This is a genomic window from Kitasatospora sp. NBC_01300 (assembly GCF_041435235.1).
Taxonomy (GTDB): domain Bacteria; phylum Actinomycetota; class Actinomycetes; order Streptomycetales; family Streptomycetaceae; genus Kitasatospora.
The window spans coordinates 975,979-995,420 of record NZ_CP108408.1 but is presented as its reverse complement, the minus strand read 5'-3'; the positions used below and the strand labels follow the sequence as shown (position 1 = coordinate 995,420).

The 19,442-nt window shown below is 73.0% G+C and carries 14 protein-coding genes; 8 read left to right on the top strand and 6 right to left on the bottom strand.

What is annotated here, in order from left to right; translation table 11 throughout:
• Positions 1–2: 2 nt before the first annotated feature.
• A complete protein-coding gene (locus OG556_RS04255) occupies positions 3–1,688 on the top strand; it encodes a phytoene desaturase family protein (RefSeq protein WP_371515925.1) in 1,686 nt (561 codons plus the stop codon).
• Entirely contained in the window at positions 1,685–2,740 is a 1,056-nt protein-coding gene (locus tag OG556_RS04250; protein ID WP_371515924.1) for a zinc-binding dehydrogenase, read from the top strand. The genes OG556_RS04255 and OG556_RS04250 overlap by 4 nt, the downstream gene beginning before the upstream one ends.
• 65 nt (positions 2,741–2,805) lie before the next feature.
• On the opposite strand, the gene OG556_RS04245 is transcribed toward OG556_RS04250, so the two are convergent.
• From OG556_RS04245 to OG556_RS04220, 6 genes are all read right to left on the bottom strand, one after another.
• Positions 2,806–4,191, bottom strand: coding sequence for a hypothetical protein (locus OG556_RS04245; protein ID WP_371515923.1), 1,386 nt, complete (start codon positions 4,189–4,191; stop codon positions 2,806–2,808).
• A gap of 150 nt (positions 4,192–4,341) precedes the next feature.
• Positions 4,342–5,580: a pyridoxal-phosphate dependent enzyme gene (locus tag OG556_RS04240; protein ID WP_371515922.1), complete on the bottom strand. Its 1,239-nt coding sequence runs from the start codon at positions 5,578–5,580 to the stop codon at positions 4,342–4,344.
• An 89-nt stretch (positions 5,581–5,669) separates the two neighbouring features.
• Entirely contained in the window at positions 5,670–6,224 is a 555-nt protein-coding gene (locus OG556_RS04235) for a YceI family protein (protein ID WP_371515921.1), read from the bottom strand.
• A 212-nt stretch (positions 6,225–6,436) separates the two neighbouring features.
• Positions 6,437–9,241, bottom strand: a complete 2,805-nt coding sequence (locus OG556_RS04230) for a penicillin acylase family protein (protein WP_371515920.1) — start codon at positions 9,239–9,241, stop codon at positions 6,437–6,439.
• 121 nt (positions 9,242–9,362) lie between these two features.
• On the bottom strand, positions 9,363–10,241 hold the full coding sequence (locus OG556_RS04225; protein ID WP_371515918.1) for an N-acetylglucosamine kinase: 879 nt from the start codon (positions 10,239–10,241) through the stop codon (positions 9,363–9,365).
• A 108-nt stretch (positions 10,242–10,349) separates the two neighbouring features.
• Positions 10,350–11,864, bottom strand: coding sequence for an FAD-dependent monooxygenase (locus OG556_RS04220; RefSeq protein ID WP_371515917.1), 1,515 nt, complete (start codon positions 11,862–11,864; stop codon positions 10,350–10,352).
• 55 nt (positions 11,865–11,919) lie between these two features.
• Between OG556_RS04220 and OG556_RS04215 the strand changes: the two genes are divergently transcribed.
• The 6 genes from OG556_RS04215 (at position 11,920) to OG556_RS04190 (ending at position 19,442) form a co-directional block, all read left to right on the top strand.
• Complete coding sequence (locus OG556_RS04215) at positions 11,920–12,558, top strand: TetR/AcrR family transcriptional regulator C-terminal domain-containing protein (protein ID WP_371515916.1); 639 nt, start codon at positions 11,920–11,922, stop codon at positions 12,556–12,558.
• A gap of 843 nt (positions 12,559–13,401) precedes the next feature.
• On the top strand, positions 13,402–14,838 hold the full coding sequence (amrS, locus tag OG556_RS04210) for an AmmeMemoRadiSam system radical SAM enzyme (protein WP_371515915.1): 1,437 nt from the start codon (positions 13,402–13,404) through the stop codon (positions 14,836–14,838).
• Between the two features lie 35 nt (positions 14,839–14,873).
• Entirely contained in the window at positions 14,874–16,379 is a 1,506-nt protein-coding gene (locus OG556_RS04205) for a radical SAM protein (protein WP_371515914.1), read from the top strand.
• A gap of 65 nt (positions 16,380–16,444) precedes the next feature.
• Positions 16,445–17,743, top strand: a complete 1,299-nt coding sequence (locus tag OG556_RS04200; RefSeq protein WP_371515913.1) for a coproporphyrinogen-III oxidase family protein — start codon at positions 16,445–16,447, stop codon at positions 17,741–17,743.
• A 204-nt stretch (positions 17,744–17,947) separates the two neighbouring features.
• Positions 17,948–18,580, top strand: coding sequence for a LysE/ArgO family amino acid transporter (locus OG556_RS04195; protein ID WP_371515912.1), 633 nt, complete (start codon positions 17,948–17,950; stop codon positions 18,578–18,580).
• A gap of 181 nt (positions 18,581–18,761) precedes the next feature.
• The gene (locus tag OG556_RS04190; RefSeq protein ID WP_208869047.1) at positions 18,762–19,442 is read left to right on the top strand and encodes a YitT family protein; all 681 of its coding nucleotides are present in this window, start codon (positions 18,762–18,764) and stop codon (positions 19,440–19,442) included.

The following is a 19,442-nucleotide window of genomic DNA, read 5'->3' as shown; positions in this document are numbered from 1 at the left end:
GAATGAGCACCAGCAGGCAGACCATGGTGATCGTCGGGGGCGGGCTGGGCGGCCTGTCGACCGGCTGCTACGCGCAGATGAACGGCTACCGCACCACCGTCCTGGAGATGCACGAACTCCCCGGCGGCTGCTGCACGGCCTGGGACCGCGGCGAGTTCACCTTCGACTGCTGCGTGAGCTGGCTGCTCGGCAGCGGCCCCGGCAACGAGATGCACCAGATCTGGCTCGAACTCGGCGCGCTGCAGGGCAAGGTGATGCGCAACTTCGACGTCTTCAACGTGGTGCGCACCCGGGACGGGCGCGCCGTCTACTTCTACTCCGACCCCGACCGCCTGGAAGCGCACCTGCTCGACCTCGCCCCGGAGGACGCCCGGCGGATCCGGCAGTTCTGCGAAGGGCTGCGCAAGTTCCGCCGCGCCCTGGTCCGTTACCCCTTCCTCAAGCCGGTCGGGCTGATGGGCCGGACCGAGCGCTGGCGGATGCTCGCCTCGTTCCTGCCGTACTTCAACGTCATCCGGCGCTCGATCACGGTGCTGATGAGCGACTACTCGGCGCGCTTCCGGAGCCCGCTGCTGCGCGAGGCGTTCAACTTCGTGCTCTACGAGAAGCACCCCAACTTCCCGGTGCTGCCCACCTACTTCCAACTCGCCTCGCACGCCGGGCAGTCGGCCGGGGTGCCGGAGGGCGGTTCGCTCGGGCTGGCCCGCTCGATCGAGCAGCGCTACCGGCGGCTCGGCGGCGAGATCAGCTACAACACCAAGGTGGCCGAGATCCTGGTCGAGCAGGACCGGGCCGTCGGGGTGCGGCTGAGCGACGGCCGGGAGATCCGGGCGGACATCGTGGTCGCGGCCTGCGACGGGCGCACCACCATGCTGGACCTGCTCAAGGGCCGCTACCTGAACGACACCTACCGCCGGCTGTACACCCGGACCATCACCGAGCCCGGCATGGTCTTCCCCGGCTACCTCACCGTCTTCCTCGGCCTGCGCCGCCCCTTCCCGGCCGGGGACCCGTGCACCACCTACCTGCTGGAGGACGAGGTCGCCGACCGGCTGACCGGCATCCGCCACCCCAGCATCAACGTCCAGTTCCGCAGCCGCCACTACCCCGAGCTGTCGCCCGCCGCGACGACCGTCGTCTACGCCAGCTACTTCTGCGACATCGCCCCCTGGCGGGAGTTGAGCACCGGCCCGGAGCAGGCGCCACGGCTGCGGCGGGGCGAGGAGCTGCACACCCTGCCGGTGGGGCGCGGGCGCGAGTACCAGCGCGAGAAGCGCCGGGTGCGGGACGCCATCGTGGACTTCCTGGACGGGCACCACCCCGGTCTGAGGGACGCCGTCGCCGTCAAGGACGTGTCCACCCCGCTCACCCAGGTCCGCTACACCGGCAACTACGACGGCACGGTGCTCGGCTGGCAGCCGTTCGTGGAGAGCGGCGAGACGCTGGAGGAGGAGATCAAGCGCAACGGGCCCGGGCTGCCGGGCCTGGCGAACTTCTACCTCTCCGGTGTCTGGGCGACCACCGGGGGACTGATCCGGGCGGCCGCCGCCGGCCGGCACGTCGTGCAGTTCATCTGCCGCGACGACGGCCGGCCGTTCACCGCCGCCGTGGACGACAGCGCGCCGCCGCCCACCCTGGTCATCGAACCGGTCGGGCCCGCCGACCGGCGGTTTGGAGTCACCTCATGAGGGTCGAGAAATGGGTCGTCCGCGAGCACGTGGACGGCGTGCCGGACGTCGAGCGGATGTACCGGAAGGTCGTCGAGGAGGTGGACGTCCGCCTCGCCGCGGACGAGATGCTGCTGCGGACCAGGTACGTCTCGGTCGACCCGTACCTCCAGGGGATCGCCCTGGACACCCCGATCGGCGACCACATGGGCGCGGACTCCATCATGGAGGTGGTGGAGGCAGGGCCGGACGCCGCCTTCGCCGTCGGCGACCTGGTGCAGGGCTTCGGCGGCTGGCGCAGCCACGTGATCAGCAACGGCGCCCCGGCGTTCTGGCAGACCGGCACCTTCCCGATGGTCTTCCCCGCCTACCGGCGGCTGGACCGGAGCGACTACGACGACGCCCTGCCGATCTCCACCGCCCTCGGCGTCCTCGGTGGCCCGGGGATGACCGCCTGGGGCACGGTCGAGAAGTTCCTGGAGGTCCGGCCGGGGGACACCGTGCTGGTCAGCGGGGCGTCCGGGGCGGTCGGCTCGGTGGTCGGACAGCTGGCCCGGCACCGGGGGGCCCGGGTCATCGGCACCACGGCCACCCCGGCCAAGGCCGCCCGGCTGCGTGAGCTGGGCTTCGACGCCGTCCTGCTCTACCGCGACGGCGACGACCCCGAGCGGCTGCGGGAGGAACTCGCCGAGCTCGCCCCGGCCGGCATCGACCGCTACTTCGACAGCCTCGGCGGGGCGCTCACCGACGCGGTCTTCTCGCTGCTCGCCGTGGAGAGCCGGGTCGCGGTCTGCTGGCAGTGGGGCAGCCAGGTCGGCGGGGACTGGGCGGGTCCGCGGCTGCTGCCGATGATCATGTTCCCGCGCACCACCATCCGCGGCATCTTCTCGCTGGAGTGGTTCACCGAGGAGAACTGGTCGGCGCTGCGGCAGGAACTGGGCGCCCTGGTCCGCAGCGGGGACCTCGGCTACCAGCAGACCGTCCACCGGGGCTTCGACAACATCCCGGCCGCCTACCGCAGCCTGTACGTGGACCGCTCCGCGAGCCGGGGCAAGGTGCTCGTCGAACTCTGAGCCGGGCGGTCGGCGGGGCCCGGCCGGGGCGGGCGGTTCGTGCGCCCGCCCCGGCCGCGCGCAGGTCAGTTCAGGGTGAACCAGGTGGAGCGGGACTTCTTCCACTCCGGCTGGGCGAGGTCCTTGGCGGCGGTGCCGTCGCCGTACAGGTCGGCGGAGCCGTCGTCGGTGATCAGCTGGGCCCGGGCGCCGGGGGCGTCCAGGTTCGGCACGTCCGGGACGGCCTCCCAGGCGCCGGCGTCGCTGGTCGGCAGGTCGACCAGCTTGACCGGCTGGGAGCCCGGCTGCCCGTTCCAGCGGTAGAGGGCGTACGGGGCGGAGTTGTCCTCGGCGGACCAGGAGCCGGCCACGATCAGGTACTGGCCGAGGTCGTTGCGGCGCAGGTCGCGGATGGAGAGCCCGCCGAGGTCCAGCTCGACCGGCTCGCCGAAGGTCGCGTGCGAGGCCGAACCGGACAGCAGCGACGGGAGGTTGGTGACCGGGACGAGCAGCGCGCGGCCGCCGGTGACCGCCGGGGTCAGCGGCGCGCGGAAGCCGATGTACGCGGTGGTGGTGCTGCCGGGGGCGAACTCCAGCCCCTCGACGTTGAACCCGTCGATCTGCTTGGGCGCCTGCCCGTCCGCCGCGCCCGCCGCGAACCCGTAGCGGTCGCCGTGGGCGCTGTCCCAGGCGATCAGGTCGTCGCGCAGGCCGTGGTACGAACCGGCCAGCGACAGCTGGGTGTCGGCGCCCGAGCCGGTGACCTTCGTGGTGAACAGGGTGTGCCGGTCCGGCTTGACCTTGCCGTCCTTGTTGTTGCCGAGCGAGCCCGTCCAGTAGATCGTGTCGCCGACCCGGGCCGCGGCCTCGATGTCGATCTCCTTGGAGACGCCGAGCGCGGAGCTGAAGTCCCAGGTGCGGACCGGCGCGCCGGAGGCGTTGCGGTCGTACAGCCGCAGCACGTTGGACTCGTCGTCGCCGACCAGGATGTAGCCGCCGCCCGCGTCCACCGCGGCCGAGGCGTCGCTGGAGCCGGTCAGGTAGCGGCTGGCGGCCGAGAACCGGACGGCGGGGGAGGCCGCGTAGTGCAGGGTGCGGGTCGCGGTCTTGCCGCCCAGGCCGGTCACCTTGATGGTGAGGTCGGTGTAGCCGACGCCCTGCGCGGCGACCGCCAGGGTGCGGGTGCCGCCGGTGCCTGTCACCGCCACGTCGCCGGTCCGGGCGACGGCGCTGCGGGTGCTCGCCGACGCGGCGACGGTCAGCGCCGAGGCCGCGGCCCCGCTCTGCGCCACCGCCACGGACACCGTCGGATCGCCGGTGGCGCCGACCGCGCCGGACAGGTAGCCGGCCGAGAAGGTGATCGTCGGCGTGCCGTACGAGGCCGCGGCGGCCGGGACGACCGGCAGGGCGAGCACGGGCACGGCCGCGACGGCGACGGCCAGCGGCAGCAGACGGCGGGGGGAACGGGACACGGTGACAGCCCTTCGACGCACGGAGAGGAGCGGGGGCGGTGCGGATCCGGACCAGCCTGGGCGGCCGCGGCGAACGCCAACCCTACGCGGGCGGACCGGACGGCGAACAGCAGGCCTCCAACGCCGGAAGGGAGTTGGTGCAAAGGCTCGTCAGCCTCGGATTCCGGCCGTGTGCAGGCGGCGGCGGACCTCCTCCCACTCCGGGGCGACCGGCGCGGTCGACCGCGCGCCGACACCCCGGTCCTTGAAACCGCTGGACGTCGACACGCACACCACCGGCCCCTCGGCCTCCCCGGGGCCCTCGACGCCGCCGAGGCTGCGCAGCCCGGCGAGCCCGGCCGCCGCGGACAGCTCCGTCCAGAGCCCGGCGCGGGCCAGTTCGGCCTGGGCGGCCGCGAGTTGGCCGTCGTCCAGGGTCAGCACCCGGCCGCCGCTCTCGCGGACCGCGACCACGCCCCGGTAACCGCCGACCGGGGAGGCGATCGAGTACGCCTCGCTCGGCCCCACCGTCACCCGGGCCGCCGGCAGGCCCTGGCGGACGGCCAGGGCGAGCGGCGCGCCGGCCGCGGACTCGCAGGCGAGGATGCGCGGCACCCGGTCGGCCAGGCCGAGCCGGTGCAGTTCGCTGAAGCCCTTCCAGACGCCGAAGAGCAGCTCCCCGTAGCCGGTGGGCACGAACACCGCGGCGGGCACGCCGATGTCCCGGAAGATCTCGTACGCCACGGTCTTGTAGCCCTCGGGGCCGTACGCGTGGCCGGTGTGGGTGGTGGTGAGGTTGCTGACCGGGTGCAGGCCCAGCCGGTCCACGACCTGGCGCAGCAGCGGCCAGCGGGCCTCCCACGGCACCGGCAGCACGACGGCGCCGTAGGCGTTGAGGAACGCGTCCACGGCCGGCGGCAGGTCGGGCCCGGTGAACACCACGCAGCGCAGCCCGGCCCGGGCGGCGTAGGCGGCGGCGGACGCGCCGTGGTTGCCGGAGGAGGCCACCGCGATCCCGGGCGCGCCGACGCCCACGGCGGCGCTGGTGGTGCAGCGGTTCAGCCGGTCCTTGTGGCTCCAGGTCGGGTTGCGGGCCTCGTCCTTGACGTACACCCCGGGTTCGAGCTCGACCAGCGGTGTGCCGCCCTCGCCCAGGCCCGGCGCGAGCAGCGGCGGCAGCAGGGGGGCCCACCGCTCCAGCCCGCCGCGCGGCGCCCCGGCGTCCGCGCCCGGGGCGAACAGGGCGGCCGCGTCGGCCTCGCGGTAGGCGTAGTCGACCTCGACGGGGTAGGAGACGTCCTCGGTGCCGGTGCGCGGACAGCCCGCCGTGAGCGGGGGCCACAACGGGTAGTCGAGGGCGGGGTCGCCGAGGGAGCGCTGGCCGGTTGCGAGGGAGCCGTCTGTCGCCATGTCAGGAGCCTAACCGGGCCCGCGCCGCCCGGTCCGGCGGATTCCGGGGCTCCTGCGGGCCTGCGGGCCGCTCCTGGCCGCTGGGGCCGCTACTGGGCCTGCCGGACGGCCGAGACGTCGAACTCCAGGACGACCTTGTCGCCGACCAGGACGCCGCCGCCCTCCAGGGCCGCGTTCCAGGTCACCCCGAAGTCCTTGCGGCTGATCGTCACCGAACCCTCCAGGCCCACCCGCAGGTTGCCGTAGGGGTCGACGGCGTTGCCCGTGTACTCGACGTCGATGGTGACCGGGCGGGTGACGTCCTTGACGGTGAGGTCGCCCGTCACCCGGAACTCGCCGTCCCCGTGCGGCTCGACCGCCGTCGTGGCGAAGGCGATGGTCGGGAAGTTCGGCACGTCCAGGAAGTCGTTGGTGCGCAGGTGCTGGTCGCGCTGCTCGACGCCGGTGTCGATGCTCTCCGTCCGGATCGTCACCCGGGCGGTGGAACGGCCCGGGTCGGCGCCGTCCAGGTGGGCGCTGCCCTCGAAGGCGGTGAAGGAGCCGCGGACCTTGGTCACCATGGCGTGGCGCGCCACGAAGCCGATCCGGGTGTGGGCGGGGTCGAGGACGTAGTCCCCGGTGAGCTCGGACAGGGAGACGGTCATGGTCGGCTTACCTCCTGGGCGGGTGTGGGGCCTCGACGGGGGCGGGGGTCGGGTCCTCGGGGGTCGCCGACCCCGGCGGCGCTGCCGCCCCGGTCGCCCCGGACCACGCTAGGTGCTGCGCCCCGTCCCCGCCCGTCGGGCCCGGGGCGCTGTCTTCCACGCGGGTGCCCCCGCCCGGGGCGGGCGGGGGCACCGGCGGGCGTCCGCGAGGTTCAGCGGTGGCTCGGGAACTGCACCACCTGCTGGTAGGTCGGACGGTTCTGCCAGGTGGTCCTGTCGTCCGTGACGCCGCCGAGCGGACGCTGGATGATCGTGTCGGCGCACCACTGGTCGCCGGCGGAGCAGTCCGCGTCGCCCGGGTAGACCTGGGCCGGGGTCTGGGCGGCCGCCCGCTTCAGGGTGTCCAGCAGCACGCCCCGGCAGGCGGCCAGATCGCCCCCGCCGCAGTAGGGGCGGGCCAGCGGGCCGGCCACCTGGTCGCCCAGGACGGACCGCAGGTCCTTGTCCAGGTAGCTCCACCAGCCGTACTGGAAGGCCGAGCCCTTGTGCGGGATCGCCTCGTTGGCACTCACCGGGCCGCCGCTGCCGGGGCCGCTCTGGCCGCCGGAGGGCGACTCGTTGATCTGCAGGGCGCCGGTCAGGGCCGTGAACAGCTGGTCCCCGAGGCCGGGCCGCATGACGCCCTCCGCGACCAGCGGCCACCAGGCGTCCAGGACGCGGATCGCGGCGGCGTCCGCGTAGCCGTGGCTGCCGGGCGACGTCTCCTTGCGCTGGGCGCCGCCGGCCAGCCAGGCCTCCAGCTGCTGGAGCGCGGTGGCGGCGGCCGGATCGGTGACGGGGGCGCTGCGCAGCACCCGGATCAGGTCCGGCAGGACGTCCTCGGCGCGCAGGTCGGCCAGGGCGGCGCTCGCCATGGCCTGGGTGAGCGAGACCCGGCTCGCCTTGCCGCCGTTGCGCAGCAGCGCCTTGACCCGGTCGTCGAGCAGGTTGCCGCGGTGCACCGAGCCGTTGCCGAACCCGGCCGAGGTGAAGCCGTCGGCCTGCTTGTTGTTCCAGGAGATGTAGTAGTCCTGGTTGACGGACTGCGGGTGCTCGGCCGCCGGGGTGTACCGGGCGGTGTTGGTGACCGGGTCGAAGTCGGCCCACTCGTAGGCCGGTTCGGCGCGCAGCGGCAGGCCGGCGTCGACCCCGGGGGCGCGCACCGGGTTGCTGCCGGAGTTGTAGTACGCGATGTCGCGGGAGTCGGCGTAGAACCAGTTGAAGGTGTAGTTGATGTCCTGCGCCGCCTGTTGGAAGCTCGCCGCGTCGTGCACCGCGCCGGGGTCGTTGAGCTCCTGGAAGCCGATGATGGAGTCCGCCTCGTGCCGGTAGGTGGAGCGCAGCGAGGTGAAGGCCACGGGGGCGCCGCCGACCGTGCCGCGGGCGGTCACCAGGCCGTACCTGCTGCGGTACATCACCAGGGTGTAGGAGCCGGCGGCGGTGGAGTCGGCGGTGGTCGGGTTCCAGGTGTTCTTGCGTTCCAGCCGGTCGAAGGGGACGCACTGGCCGTGCCAGAGGTAGGAGTTGGCGGCGGTGGTGGCCGGGGAGCCGTCGGTGGTGCAGAGCGGGACGGCGTAGGTGTCGGTGATGTCCTGCCCGGCGGAGGTGGCGCTCCAGGCGTAGTCCTGGCCGCGGCCGAGCTGCACGTAGAAGCTCAGGCCGGCGAAGGCCGCGCCGCGCGCGCTGATGCCGGGGCCCTGGATCTCCTCCAGCATCAGCAGCTGCGGGGCGAAGTAGCCGGTCTGCGGGCCGAACACGGCGACCGGGTGGCCGTCGTCGGTGTGGGCGCCGGAGACCAGCAGGGCGTTGGACATGCCGTGCTTGGCGGTGAGCAGGTTGCCGGGCAGCACGCCCGGGGCGGCGGTCTTCGCCGCGCCGGCGCCCGTGCCGGTGGCGTCGTAGATCATCCGCTCGGGCACCACCGAGCCGGGGTCGGGCAGCGCCTGGCCCTGCGGGGCGTCGGGGACGGGGGCGTAGGGGAAGCGCTGGCCGTCGTGCAGGGTCTGGACGGCCTCCGGGTCGTCGGCCTCGCGCAGCGACTTCCAGACCGCGTCCCCGGCGTCCTTGCCGTAGCGGGCCTCGGCGGCCGACTTGACCTGGGCGGAGGCGAGTTCACCGCCGCCGCCGGAGCCGAACAGAGCGCCGACCACGGAGGCCAGGGCGACCAGGTCGGTCAGTTTGAACGGCTCGATCGACCCGGCGTTGGTGATCGGGTCGATGTGCCCGGTCAGGTCGTACTCGCCGGGGAAGGTGCGGGCGTTGTAGGACTCCTTGGCGTACTGGTTGACGCCGTCGAGGTAGGCGTTCGCGTCGGTGAGGGCCTGGGCGGCCCGGCCGCCGCGGGCCGCCAGGGCGTCGATCTGCTGTTGCAGTTCCGCCTCGGTGTAGGGCGCGGCCTGCCAGAAGCTCTGCTCCAGCTGGCGGTTGGCGGCGGCGCCGCCGGCGAAGCCGGACAGCTGGCCGCGGCCCACGTGCCGGAACAGGTCCATCACCCACAGCCGGTCCTGGGCGGCGGCGTAGCCCGCGCCGTACTCGGTGCCGTAGCGGGTGGTGCCGGTGATGTGCGGGACGCCGGTGGCCTTGTCGCGGACGATGGTGACGTCGGCGCGCGGGCTGATGCTGCTGGCCACCTGGTCGGCGGGGACGCCGAAGGAGGCGTCGTTGAAGAAGTCGCGCAGCTTGGCCTCGGTCAGGCCCGGGTAGCCGGAGGCGAGGGCGGCGTACGGGCCGAGCTGGTCGTCGGTGTGGGCGGGGCGGCTGCCGAACATCCGGTTGAGCAGGATCTCGGCGAGCGTGGCGTTGCCGTTCTCGCCGGGCGGCAGGATGTCCCGGCAGTGGCCGCCGCAGTAGTCGGCCGCGGTGGCGGTCGGGGCGGCGGGGGCGGCGGCGGTGGGGGTGGTGGTCAGGGCGGCGGTGACGAGCAGGGCCGACGCGACGGCGGCGGCCGGGAAGCGCAGGGGGTGGGGGCGTAGGCGCAAGGGGAGCTCCTCCGTCGAAGCCACGGGAGCTCGACGGTAGGGGCGTTACTGACCGGTTGGCTAGTGGCGTGCATGCCATTTCCGGTGGGGCGCGGTCGAGTTGGCGATCCGTCCGGGCCGGTTACCGCCCGGCGGCGAGGCGGGTGGCGAGGTGGGCGGCGGTGGTGGCGGGGTCGGTGCGGGGCGGGCGGGGGTGGAGGTCGGCGAGGAGGTGGTGGAGGCGCTCGCGGATCGGGCCGGGGGCGGTGGCCACCGAGCCGGTGAGGACCAGGGGTTCGGTGGCGGCGGCGGTGGCGCGGGCGAGGGCGGCCAGGTGGTCGGCGGCGGTGTCGGCGATGGCGCGGGCGGCCGGGTCGCCCTGCGCGGCGAGCCGGGAGACCAGCGGGGCGAGGGTGGCGAGCCGGCGGGGCGGGCCGGCGTAGGCCCACTGGAGCAGGGCGTCGGGGGAGTCGGCGGCGCAGTGGGCGCGGACGGTGGTGCCGAGCGGGCCGGCCGGGTCGGCGTGGGCGTGGCGCAGGGCCTCGCGGCCGAGCCAGAAGCCGCCGCCCTCGTCGCCGAGCAGCCAGCCGAGCCCGCCGGTGCGCGCGAGCGTGCGGGCACCGGCGAGCCGGACGCAGATCGCGCCCGTGCCGGCGATCAGGACGGTGCCGTGGCCGTCGGTGACGCCGCCGGAGGCCAGGGCCGGGACGGTGTCGGGGACGAGTCGCACCGGGTGGCGGAGGCCGAGGGCGGCCCGGCAGCGCTCCGCGAACGCGTCCGGGTCCGGTAGGGCGCGGTACCCGGCGAGGCCGACCAGGCAGGCGGCGATGCGGCCGGGGTCGCGCCCGTCGAGGGCGGCCGTGACCGCCGCCGCCAGCCGGTCGAGCGCCGGCTCCGGGCCCTCTCCGGCGGGGTTGGCACCGGGGCTCTCGCCGCGGCCCCGGACGGCGCCCGCGGCGTCCAGGAGGACGGCGCGGGTGTGGCTGCCGCCGGCGTCGACGCCGAGGTGGAGGGTGGTCATCGGGCGGCTCCGGTGCGGGCGCGGCGGCTGGCCGGGTGGTGGTGAGCGGCATCAGGTCGGCGGCCGGGGGGCCGCGGACCTGTGCGAGCGGCCGGCGCCGACCGGTCCTCAGCGTAGAGGGACCGCGGCGGCAGGGCGGGCGGTCGTCGCCGTGACGGCCGCGTGGGCGGCCGTGACCAGTGCGGGGAGGTGCTGCTCCTCGGTGAGCCAGGCCAGGTGCCCGTCGGGCCGGACCAGGGCGGCGGTGACGCCGCGCCAGGCGGGCCGCGACGTGGCGAGCGGCGCGCTGTGCACCGTCACGCCCGGGCTGGTGGCGTGGGCGAGGGCGGCGAACCCGGCGCCGGCCCGGCCGGTGAGGTCGAGCAGGACGTGGCGGCCCGGGCGCAGCAGCGTGAACAGGCCGGTGCCGTCCGCGGGCCCGGCGAGCTTCAGGTCGGGCGCCCGGGAGCCGGTCAGCGGGTGCGCACCGTCGGCGGGGTCGGCCGGGTAGGCGGTCGCGAGGCCGGCCGCGCGACCGGCCAGTTCGTCCGAGAACTCGTGGACGCCGGTGATGAGTTCGGCGAGCAGGCCGCGCAGGGCCAGCGTCGTCCGCGAGTGGTCGGTCATCAGCCCGGACTGGGCGTGGGTGGAGCGCAGCAGCTCCACGCCGACCGGGTGGCGCTCGGCGTGGTAGCTGTCGAGCAGGCCGTCGGGGGCGGCGCCGGTGATGGTGCGGGCGAGCTTCCAGCCGAGGTTGGCGGCGTCCTGCATGCCGACGTTGAGTCCTGGCCCGCCGGCCGGGAAGTGCGAGTGCGCGGCGTCGCCCGCCACCAGGACCCGCCCGTGCCGGTACCGGTCGGCCTGACGGGAGGCGTTGCCGAAGGTGGAGATCCAGCCGGCCTCGCGCATCCCGAAGTCCGTCCCGGTGATCTCGCGGACCTTGGCGCGCAGCTGCTCGAAGGTCAGCGGGCCGGGCTTGGTGTGGACGGTCGCCGTGTCGTTGCCGACCACCCGGTGCACCCCGCCGGGCAGCGGGAAGACCATCACGGTGCCCTGCTCGTTGGCGACGGAGCGCCAGCGCGGCGGTGCGTCGAGCACGGCGTCCGCCATCCAGGCCCAGGCGTTGGCCGGGGTTCCGGGGAAGCCGATGCCCGCCGCCTCGCGCACGGTGCTGCGGGTGCCGTCGCAGCCGACCAGGTAGGCGGTGCGCAGCCGGTAGGGGCCGTCCGGGCCGTGGACGTGGACGGTGACCGCGTCGTCGCCTTGGTCCAGCCCGGTGACGCGGTGTCCGCGCAGCAGCCGGGCGCCGGTCGAGCGGAGGTGCTCGGCCAGCAGCTCCTCGGTGCGCACCTGGGGGAGCGCGAGCGTGAACGGGTACGGCGTGTCCAGCCGGCTGAAGTCCAGCCGGGGCGGCAGGGCGGCGAAGTGCCCGCCGGGGATGCGGACGCCCTCGGCGAGGAAGGGCTCCACCAGGCCGCGGGAGGCCAGCAGTTCCAGGGTGCGCGGGTGCACGGTGGTGGCCCGCGAGTGCGGGTCGGGTTCGGTGCGGCTCTCCAGCACGGTGACCTCGATGCCCTGCAGCCGGAGTTCGGAGGCGAGCCAGAGCCCGACCGGGCCCCCGCCGGCGATGACGACCTGTTCCATGGTCCATTCCCCTCTTGGTCAGTGACCAATGACTTGGCTCCAGTAGACTAGGTCAGTGACCAAGAAGCAAGCCCCGGGCGCTTCCCGGACCCCGCTCGACGCCGACACGGTGGTCCGTGCCGCCCTCGACCTGCTGGACGACAAGGGCGCCGCCGCCGTCTCCGTACGCGGCGTCGCCGAACGGCTCGGCGTCCGGATGAACACGGTGCTCTGGCACGCCAAGACCAAGGGCCGCCTGCTGGAACTCATGGCGGACGCGATCGTCGGCGAGATCCCGCTCGACGACCTGCCCGCCCCCTGGCACGAACGGGCCCGCGAGCTCGCCCACCGCTACCGCCGGTGCCTGCTGGCCCACCGCGACGGTGCGGTCATCGTCGCCGGCACCTACGCCGCCGAGCCCGGCACCCTGCGCTTCACCGACGCGATGATCGCCGCGCTCCTCGACGGCGGACTGGACGAGCGCCGCGCGTCCTGGGTGTTCTGGACCATCCAGTACCTGACCCTCGGCCTGGCCCAGGAGGAGCAGGCCCTGGCCGCCCAGGACGGCGTGCACACCCTCGGCCCGGCCCTCGCCGGCGGCGACTACCCGGCGCTCGCCCGGGTCGCCGCACACCTGGAGGACGCCGCCTTCACCGAGCGCTTCGAGTTCGGCCTCTCCCGGATCCTCTCCCCGGCCGGTCCCACCGCCCCCTGAATTCCCAGCAGCCGTCCGCTCGTTGCCCCGGCCGCTCCGCACGCCCCCCTCGGGTCCGCCTTTACCGGTGCTCGACGAGCGGCGGGTGGGGCGGCCGATCGTCCCTGTGGCGGCAGGTATTCCACCGACCGGCGGCGATTTTCGGCCCTCCTCCCACATCGGGCGATCCCGGCCGCGCCGCCCCGCCGGATCGGCCCCCGCCGTTCCCCGGCCCGGGAACCCGCTGGGCAGGCGCGAGATCGCCGTTTGTGAGGCTTGCCTAACCTGCGCCCCGCCGCGACCGGAGGGCGCTGTCCGCTTCGCGGTGTTGGCCGGATCGGGCGGCACGCGGACTTCTTGACAGGCGGGAGCCCGTACGCCGAAGCTCATCGCAGTTGGCGAATTTCTCACCGAACTCCCGCTCCGCTTCGGCCTCTTCACGAGGCGTTTTTCTCAGCAGTGGCTTCGTCATGAGGGAAAGTGAGATCCGCTTGACGTTCGTGACCGTGGAAACCCGCGCGGAACCGGCCCGCCCGGTGAAAGCGAGACACCGGGACAGCGGCGTTCCGGGCCACGGGCGGATGTACGGGCGGGCCGATGTCGAATTCCACACCACAGTGCGGGAATTCGGTTCTCCCGACCGCGCCGCCCCGGCGCGCCCCGTCCCGGCGTGCCCCGCGCACCTGACCGCACCTCCTCCGGCGACGGCCTGATCCGGAGGGCCCCGCCCGGTGCGGACGACCGCGCCGGGCCGCCCGCCCCTGCCCGTCCGGCCCGGTCCGTCCGGGACCGACCCGTCACCGCCGCTGCCGCACCACTGCCTCCGTACCACCGTGTCCGTACCACCGCACGGAAGGAACAGCCATGTCGCAGAACACCTGGGACAAGGAACCACGCCCCGCCAGGCTGGAGGAACGCCTGGACGACGGCGTGGTCCGATGTCATCTCAGCCCCCGGAACTGCCGGATCCGCCCCGGCCAGCACGGATTCTGCATGGTCCGGGCCAACCGGGACGGCCGCCTGGTGACCCTGAACTACGGGCGCTCGGTCCACGCCACCGAGGAGACCATCGAGACCGAGGCGGTGTTCCACTACGCGCCCGGCGCCCGGATCCTCTCGATGGGGAACGTCGGCTGCATGCTCAACTGCGACTACTGCCACAACTGGAAGACGTCGCAGGCGCGCCACGTGGAGGACAAGGACGTCTACCACTACACGCCCGAGGAGGTCGTGGACATCGCCGTCCGGCACGGCGTGAAGGTGATCTCCTGGACCTACAACGACCCGGTGGTGTGGCACGAGTTCGTGGTGGAGACGGCCGCCCTCGCCAAGGCGGCGGGAATCGTCAACCTCTACAAGTCCGCGTTCTTCATCAGCGGCGAGGCGATCGAGGAACTGATCCCGGTGATCGACATCTTCTCGGTGTCGATCAAGTCCCTGGACCCGAAGTACTACCGGAAGATCACCAAGGGCTGGCTGGAACCGGTCCTGGAGGGCACCGAGCAGGTGTTCCGGGCCGGGAAGCACGTCGAGGTCTCCACGCTGATGGTCACCGACCTCAGCGACGACGAGGCGACCGCCCGGGACATGGCGAGGTTCGTCGGCGAGCGGCTCAGCCCCGACGTGCCCACGCACTTCGTGCGCTTCCACCCGGACTACAAGATGACCAACACCATCCGCACCCCCGTCGACCGGCTGGAGCGGGCCCGCAAGGTCGCCATGGACATGGGGCTCAACCACGTCTACCTGGGGAACGTGTACGACACGGAGTCGACCAACACCTGGTGCCACCGGTGCGGGCAGCTCCAGATCACCCGCTACGGCCTGAACGCCGACCTGGTCGGCCTGGACGCGGCCGGCGCCTGCGTCGGCTGCGGCGCCCGCTCGCCGATCGTCCTGCTGCCCGACGCCCGCCCGCGCGCCCGGGTGCCGCACCTCCCCGCCGCCGAGGGCCTGGACCTGGCCCGCTTCGACTGGCACGGCGACGTCCGCGCCCTGCACGTCCAGGTGCGCAACACCTCCGCCGCGCCGGTGCGGGCCTACCACCGCCGCTACGGCGACCCGGCCGCGGACCAGGGCTGGCAGGTCATCGACCTGGCCCCGCAGGAGAGCTTCCGGTACATCGCGGCCAAGAGCACGGCGGGCGAGGTCGGCGTCCAGGTGGCCGTGCCGCCGCAGTGCACCTCCAGCCTCCACCAGGTCTTCGACCGCGCGCACTTCCCGACCGTGGAGGCCTCCGCCGGAACGCTGAACGAGGACGTCTCGCCGCTGCCGCTCTTCCAGCCCCGCGCCAGGTCATGACCGGGCCCGCGAGCACGACGGAGCAGGCGGGACCGATGCGGCACGGAACCGACTACCGCGTCCTGCCGTTCAGCGACGACCTGTCGGCCGTCCTCATCACCGGGAGCCACCGGCTGCTGCTCGCCCCGGCGGACACCGCCGAGCGGCTGGCCTCCGGCGTCGACCACCTGCGGGTGGACGAGCGGCGGGCCTGGGAGCGGCTGCAGGCCGGCGCCGCCACCGGCCGGGAGGCCAACCGCATCCGGCTCCGCGAGAGCGCGCTGTCCGACGGCGCCGACTTCGCGGTCAACGTCAACCTGACGAACGTGTGCAACCTCGCCTGCACGTACTGCTTCGCCGAGGGCGGGGACTACGGCCGGATCACCGAGGCGATGGGCGAGCACTCGATCGCCTGGATCTTCGACTTCATCCACCGCTACGCCGCGCCCGGGCAGCGGGTCCGCTTCGAGTTCTTCGGCGGGGAGCCGCTGGCGAACTTCACGGTGATCCGCAAGATCTGCGAGCGCGCCCGCGACCTCACCGGGCGGTCGGGCACCGAGTTCGTCCACCGGATCTCGACCAACCTCACCCTGATGCCCCAGGGCGTCGAGGAGCTGTTCCGCGACCACCGGTTCATCGTCTCGGTCTCGATCGACGGCGGCCGCGAGGTCCAGGACGCCAACCGCCCGTCCAAGAACGGGAAGGGCTCCTACGACCGGATCATCCGCAACCTGTTCCGGCTGCGCGAGGCGTGCGGCGACGACGTCACGCTGGTGGCCCGGATGACCATCGCGACGGCGCGGCCCAGCCTCACCGAGAGCGTGCTCGACCTGTGGGGTCTCGACCTCTTCGACTACTTCCAGATCTATCCGGGCGTCTACCCGGTGGAGCAGGGCACGACGGTGCCGATCGCCCTCACGCTGGGGGACCGGAAGCTGTCCGAGCCGAAGGGCATCCAGTACATCAACCACTTCCTCCAGCCCGGCATCGTGGAGCAGTTCAAGGACTTCCTGGTCCACTACCCGCGGCTGTTCGCCCCCGACAACCGGTTCAAGGGCGTGCTGGAGTACGAGCGCGCCGTGCAGATGGTCACGGAGGGCGCGGCGGCGCTGGCGTTCTGCTCGGGCGGGCGGACGTACTACACGCACTCCCCGGACGGGAGCGTCAGCCCCTGCCACCGCCTGGTCGGCGACCAGGGCTTCGACGTGGGTACCGGGGCCGAGGGCCTCACCCGGGACCACCCCGAGTGGCGGCGCACCGTCGACGAGCACCGGGTGTGCGGGTCCTGCTGGGCCCGCTACCTGTGCGGCGGGGGCTGCCGGCAGGAGAACCACGTGGCCTCGGGCGACGTGAACGTCCTCAACACCGAGTCCTGCCAGTACCAGTTGATGCTCGCGGAGGAGGTCGTCAAGATGCTGGCCCGCTCCGCCGCCGACTACCGCGAGCGGTCGCGGGCGCGCTACGACGACCTCTTCGTCTCGTGCGGGCGCCCGGTGGTCCCCAACGACCGGCCGCCCCTCGACGCGGCCGCCGACGTCCGTCCGTTCCAGGTCCTCTGCTGACGGCCTCCGCCCCCGGACCCGTCCACCACCACGCCAGGCCGGCCCCGACGAAGGAGCGACAGCAGATGGCCGAGAAGATCATCCGACGGAACATCCACACGTACCCGTTCAAATACCGGCACCACGAGTACGACGAGTACTTCCGCCCCGAGAACGCGGTGCTCTACCTGCACGTCCCGTTCTGCATCACCAAGTGCGGATTCTGCGACTACACCGTCTACATCAACCGGAACGAGCAGCACTTCGCCCAGTACGTCGACGTGCTCGAACGCGAGATCCGCGCCTTCGCCGCCAATCGGGCCTTCCCCGCGTTCCGGGTCGACGCGGTGTATTTCGGCGGCGGCACGCCCGGCATCCTCACCGGCGACCAGACGGCCCGGCTGCTGGACGCCTGCCGGGAATCGTTCGAATTCAACGAGGGCGCGGAGATCGGCCTGGAATTCGACCCCTCGACGGTCGACGAGGCCAAGATCGCGCGCATGCGGGAGGCCGGATTCACCCGGCTCAGCGTCGGCGTCCAGGCATTCGACGACCGGCTGCTGGAGATCTGCAACCGCTCGCACGACCTCGCCACCGCCGAACGCGCCTTCCGCACCGTCGTCGACGGCGGCTTCACGCACACCAACATCGACCTGATCTTCCCGTTGCCCGGCCAGTCCGTGGACGACTGGAAGCGCAGCGTCGACCGGGCCATCGAACTCGAACCGGCCTGCATCACGGCCTACGGCCTGGAGATCTGGCCCAAGACGGCGTTCCACTCGCTCATCACGTCCGGGAAGATGGCGCTCCCCTCGGCGCAGGACGAGCGCCGGATGTACGAGTACGCCATCGACGCGCTGGAGGCGGCGGGCTTCGCCCGGCGCAGCTCGACGGGGTACTTCCACCCCGACCGCTGCGCCGACTACTCGCGCTTCCTGGAGTACTACTGGCGGACCTGGCCGATGATCGGATTCGGCGTCTCGTCGAAGAGCGTGATCCACGACCGGCTGTTCGTCAACGTCAAGCCGCTCAAGAAGTACTACGAGATGGTCGGAAGCGGTCAAATTCCGCTGGATTTCGCCACGTACCTCACCAAGGAACAGGAAATGCGCCGCGTCATGATCCGCGGCCTCAAGATGTGCGAGGTCAACCGGCCGGACTTCCACGACCGGTTCGGCGTCACCATGGAGGCCGTCTTCGGGGCGGAGATCGAGCAGCTCATCGACAAGGGCTGGCTGGAGGAGCGGGGCACGGACGTGTATGCGCTGACCAGGCTCGGTCAGTTGTTGTCGACCAATGTGTACGAGCTGTTCTACGCGCCGGAAGATCTCAGTCCCGCCGAAGGGGATGAGGTACGGTTCGGCATATCGGAGCTCGTCGAGTGACCTGATCGGCGGGTGTTGTGACGAGGGGCAGAGCGAATTGTCGCGCACGTGCTCGCACCAGGCCTTCCGCCGGGCCTTGAGCCGGGACTTCCACCGGGGCTTTCATGGGGACTTCGACCGGGCCTTCCACCGGGGCTTTCGCCGGGACCTTCACCGGGGCTTTCATCGGACCGGAGTGATCGCGGTGACCTGCGGGGGAGCGCGGTGAACATCCTCCCCGCGTGGTTCGCCGGGCTCAGCCTCGGCTTCCTGGTCGCCCTGCCCCTCGGCCCCATCGGCCTGCTGTGCGTGCGCAGCGTCCTGCGCGACGGCTTCCCGACCGGCTGGGCGATCGGCCTGGGCGCGGCCCTGGTGGACATCACCTACGCCGGCCTGGGCCTCGCCGGGGTCGGCAGGCTGCTGGACGTCCCCGCGCTGCGCACGGCCCTGGGGCTGGCCGGGGCCGCCGTGCTGGTGTACATCGGCGCTCGCTCGCTGCGCTCCGCGTTCCGGGTCCAGGCGGCCGCGGAGGACGAGCGCAACCCCGAAGTGGTCCGCCCGCTGGCGGCGTTCCGCACGGCGCTGGCGGCTACCGCCTCCAACCCGGCGACGATCGGCTACTGGGCCGCCGCCTTCGCCGCGGCCACGGCGGCGAACGTCACCGGGACGCTGCCCGCCTCGGTGTCCATGCTGGTCGGCGTCGGCTGCGGCACGCTCCTGTGGTTCACCCTGCTGAGCACGGGCGTGGTGGTGTTCCGCCGGCGCTTCAGCGCCCGGCTGCTGAAGGGCGTCGACCTGGTCGCCGGGATCGGGGTCATCCTCTTCGGCGGCTTCCTGGCCTACCAGTCGCTCGCCTGAACCGGCCGCGGTGACGGCGTCGGGCGGCGGCTGACCGTGGCCCTTCGCCGAATCTCCGGCTGTGCGGCGGGAGTTCGGTGGCGGGCCCCGGCTTCCGAACAGCCCGGTGTCCGCGCCGCTGCCCGCCTCCGCGCCTCTGGGGACGGCAACGGGCCGGACGCCCGTCCCCCTGGAGGAACCGATGGCGTCCCACCGTCCCCCTGGCGTCGATCCGAACGGAAAACCCTGGCGGCTGGGCGAGTTGCTGCCCAGGGCGCTGGTGTACCTGGCCGGCTGCGTGGTCTTCTCGACGGGCGCCCACTTCTTCATCCAGTCCGATCTGGGCACCGACCCGCTGGACGTCTTCTCGCTGGGCGTGCTCAAGCACCTGCCGCTCACCATCGGCCTGTGCCAGGCGGCCGTCGCGGTGGTGTGCATCGGGGCGTGGGCGGCGTGGAACCGCAAGCGCCCGGTGGTCTCGCCCTTCGTGACCTTCTTCCTGTGCGGCAGCCTGATCGACCTCTTCCAATGGCTGCGGCCTGCCGCCTGGTTGGGGCTGAGCAGCTACCCGCTGATGCTGCTCGGCGCGCTGCTGTGCGCCTACGCCTCGGCGCTGATCATCATGAGCGGCTTCGGCATCCGGGCCATCGACCTGCTGGCGATCACCATCCGGCACCGCTGGACCTGGCCGTTCTGGTGCGCGAAGGGGCTGATCGAAGGAGTGCTGCTGCTCTGCGGCTGGCTGCTGGGGGGACCGGTGGGCATCGGCACGGTGGCCTTCCTGGTCTTCGTGGACCTGCTCATCGAGCCCTTCGTCCGGTTCAACCGGCGCTTCCTCGACATCCCGGACCACGGCTTCGCGGTCGCCCTGGCCGTGCCCTGA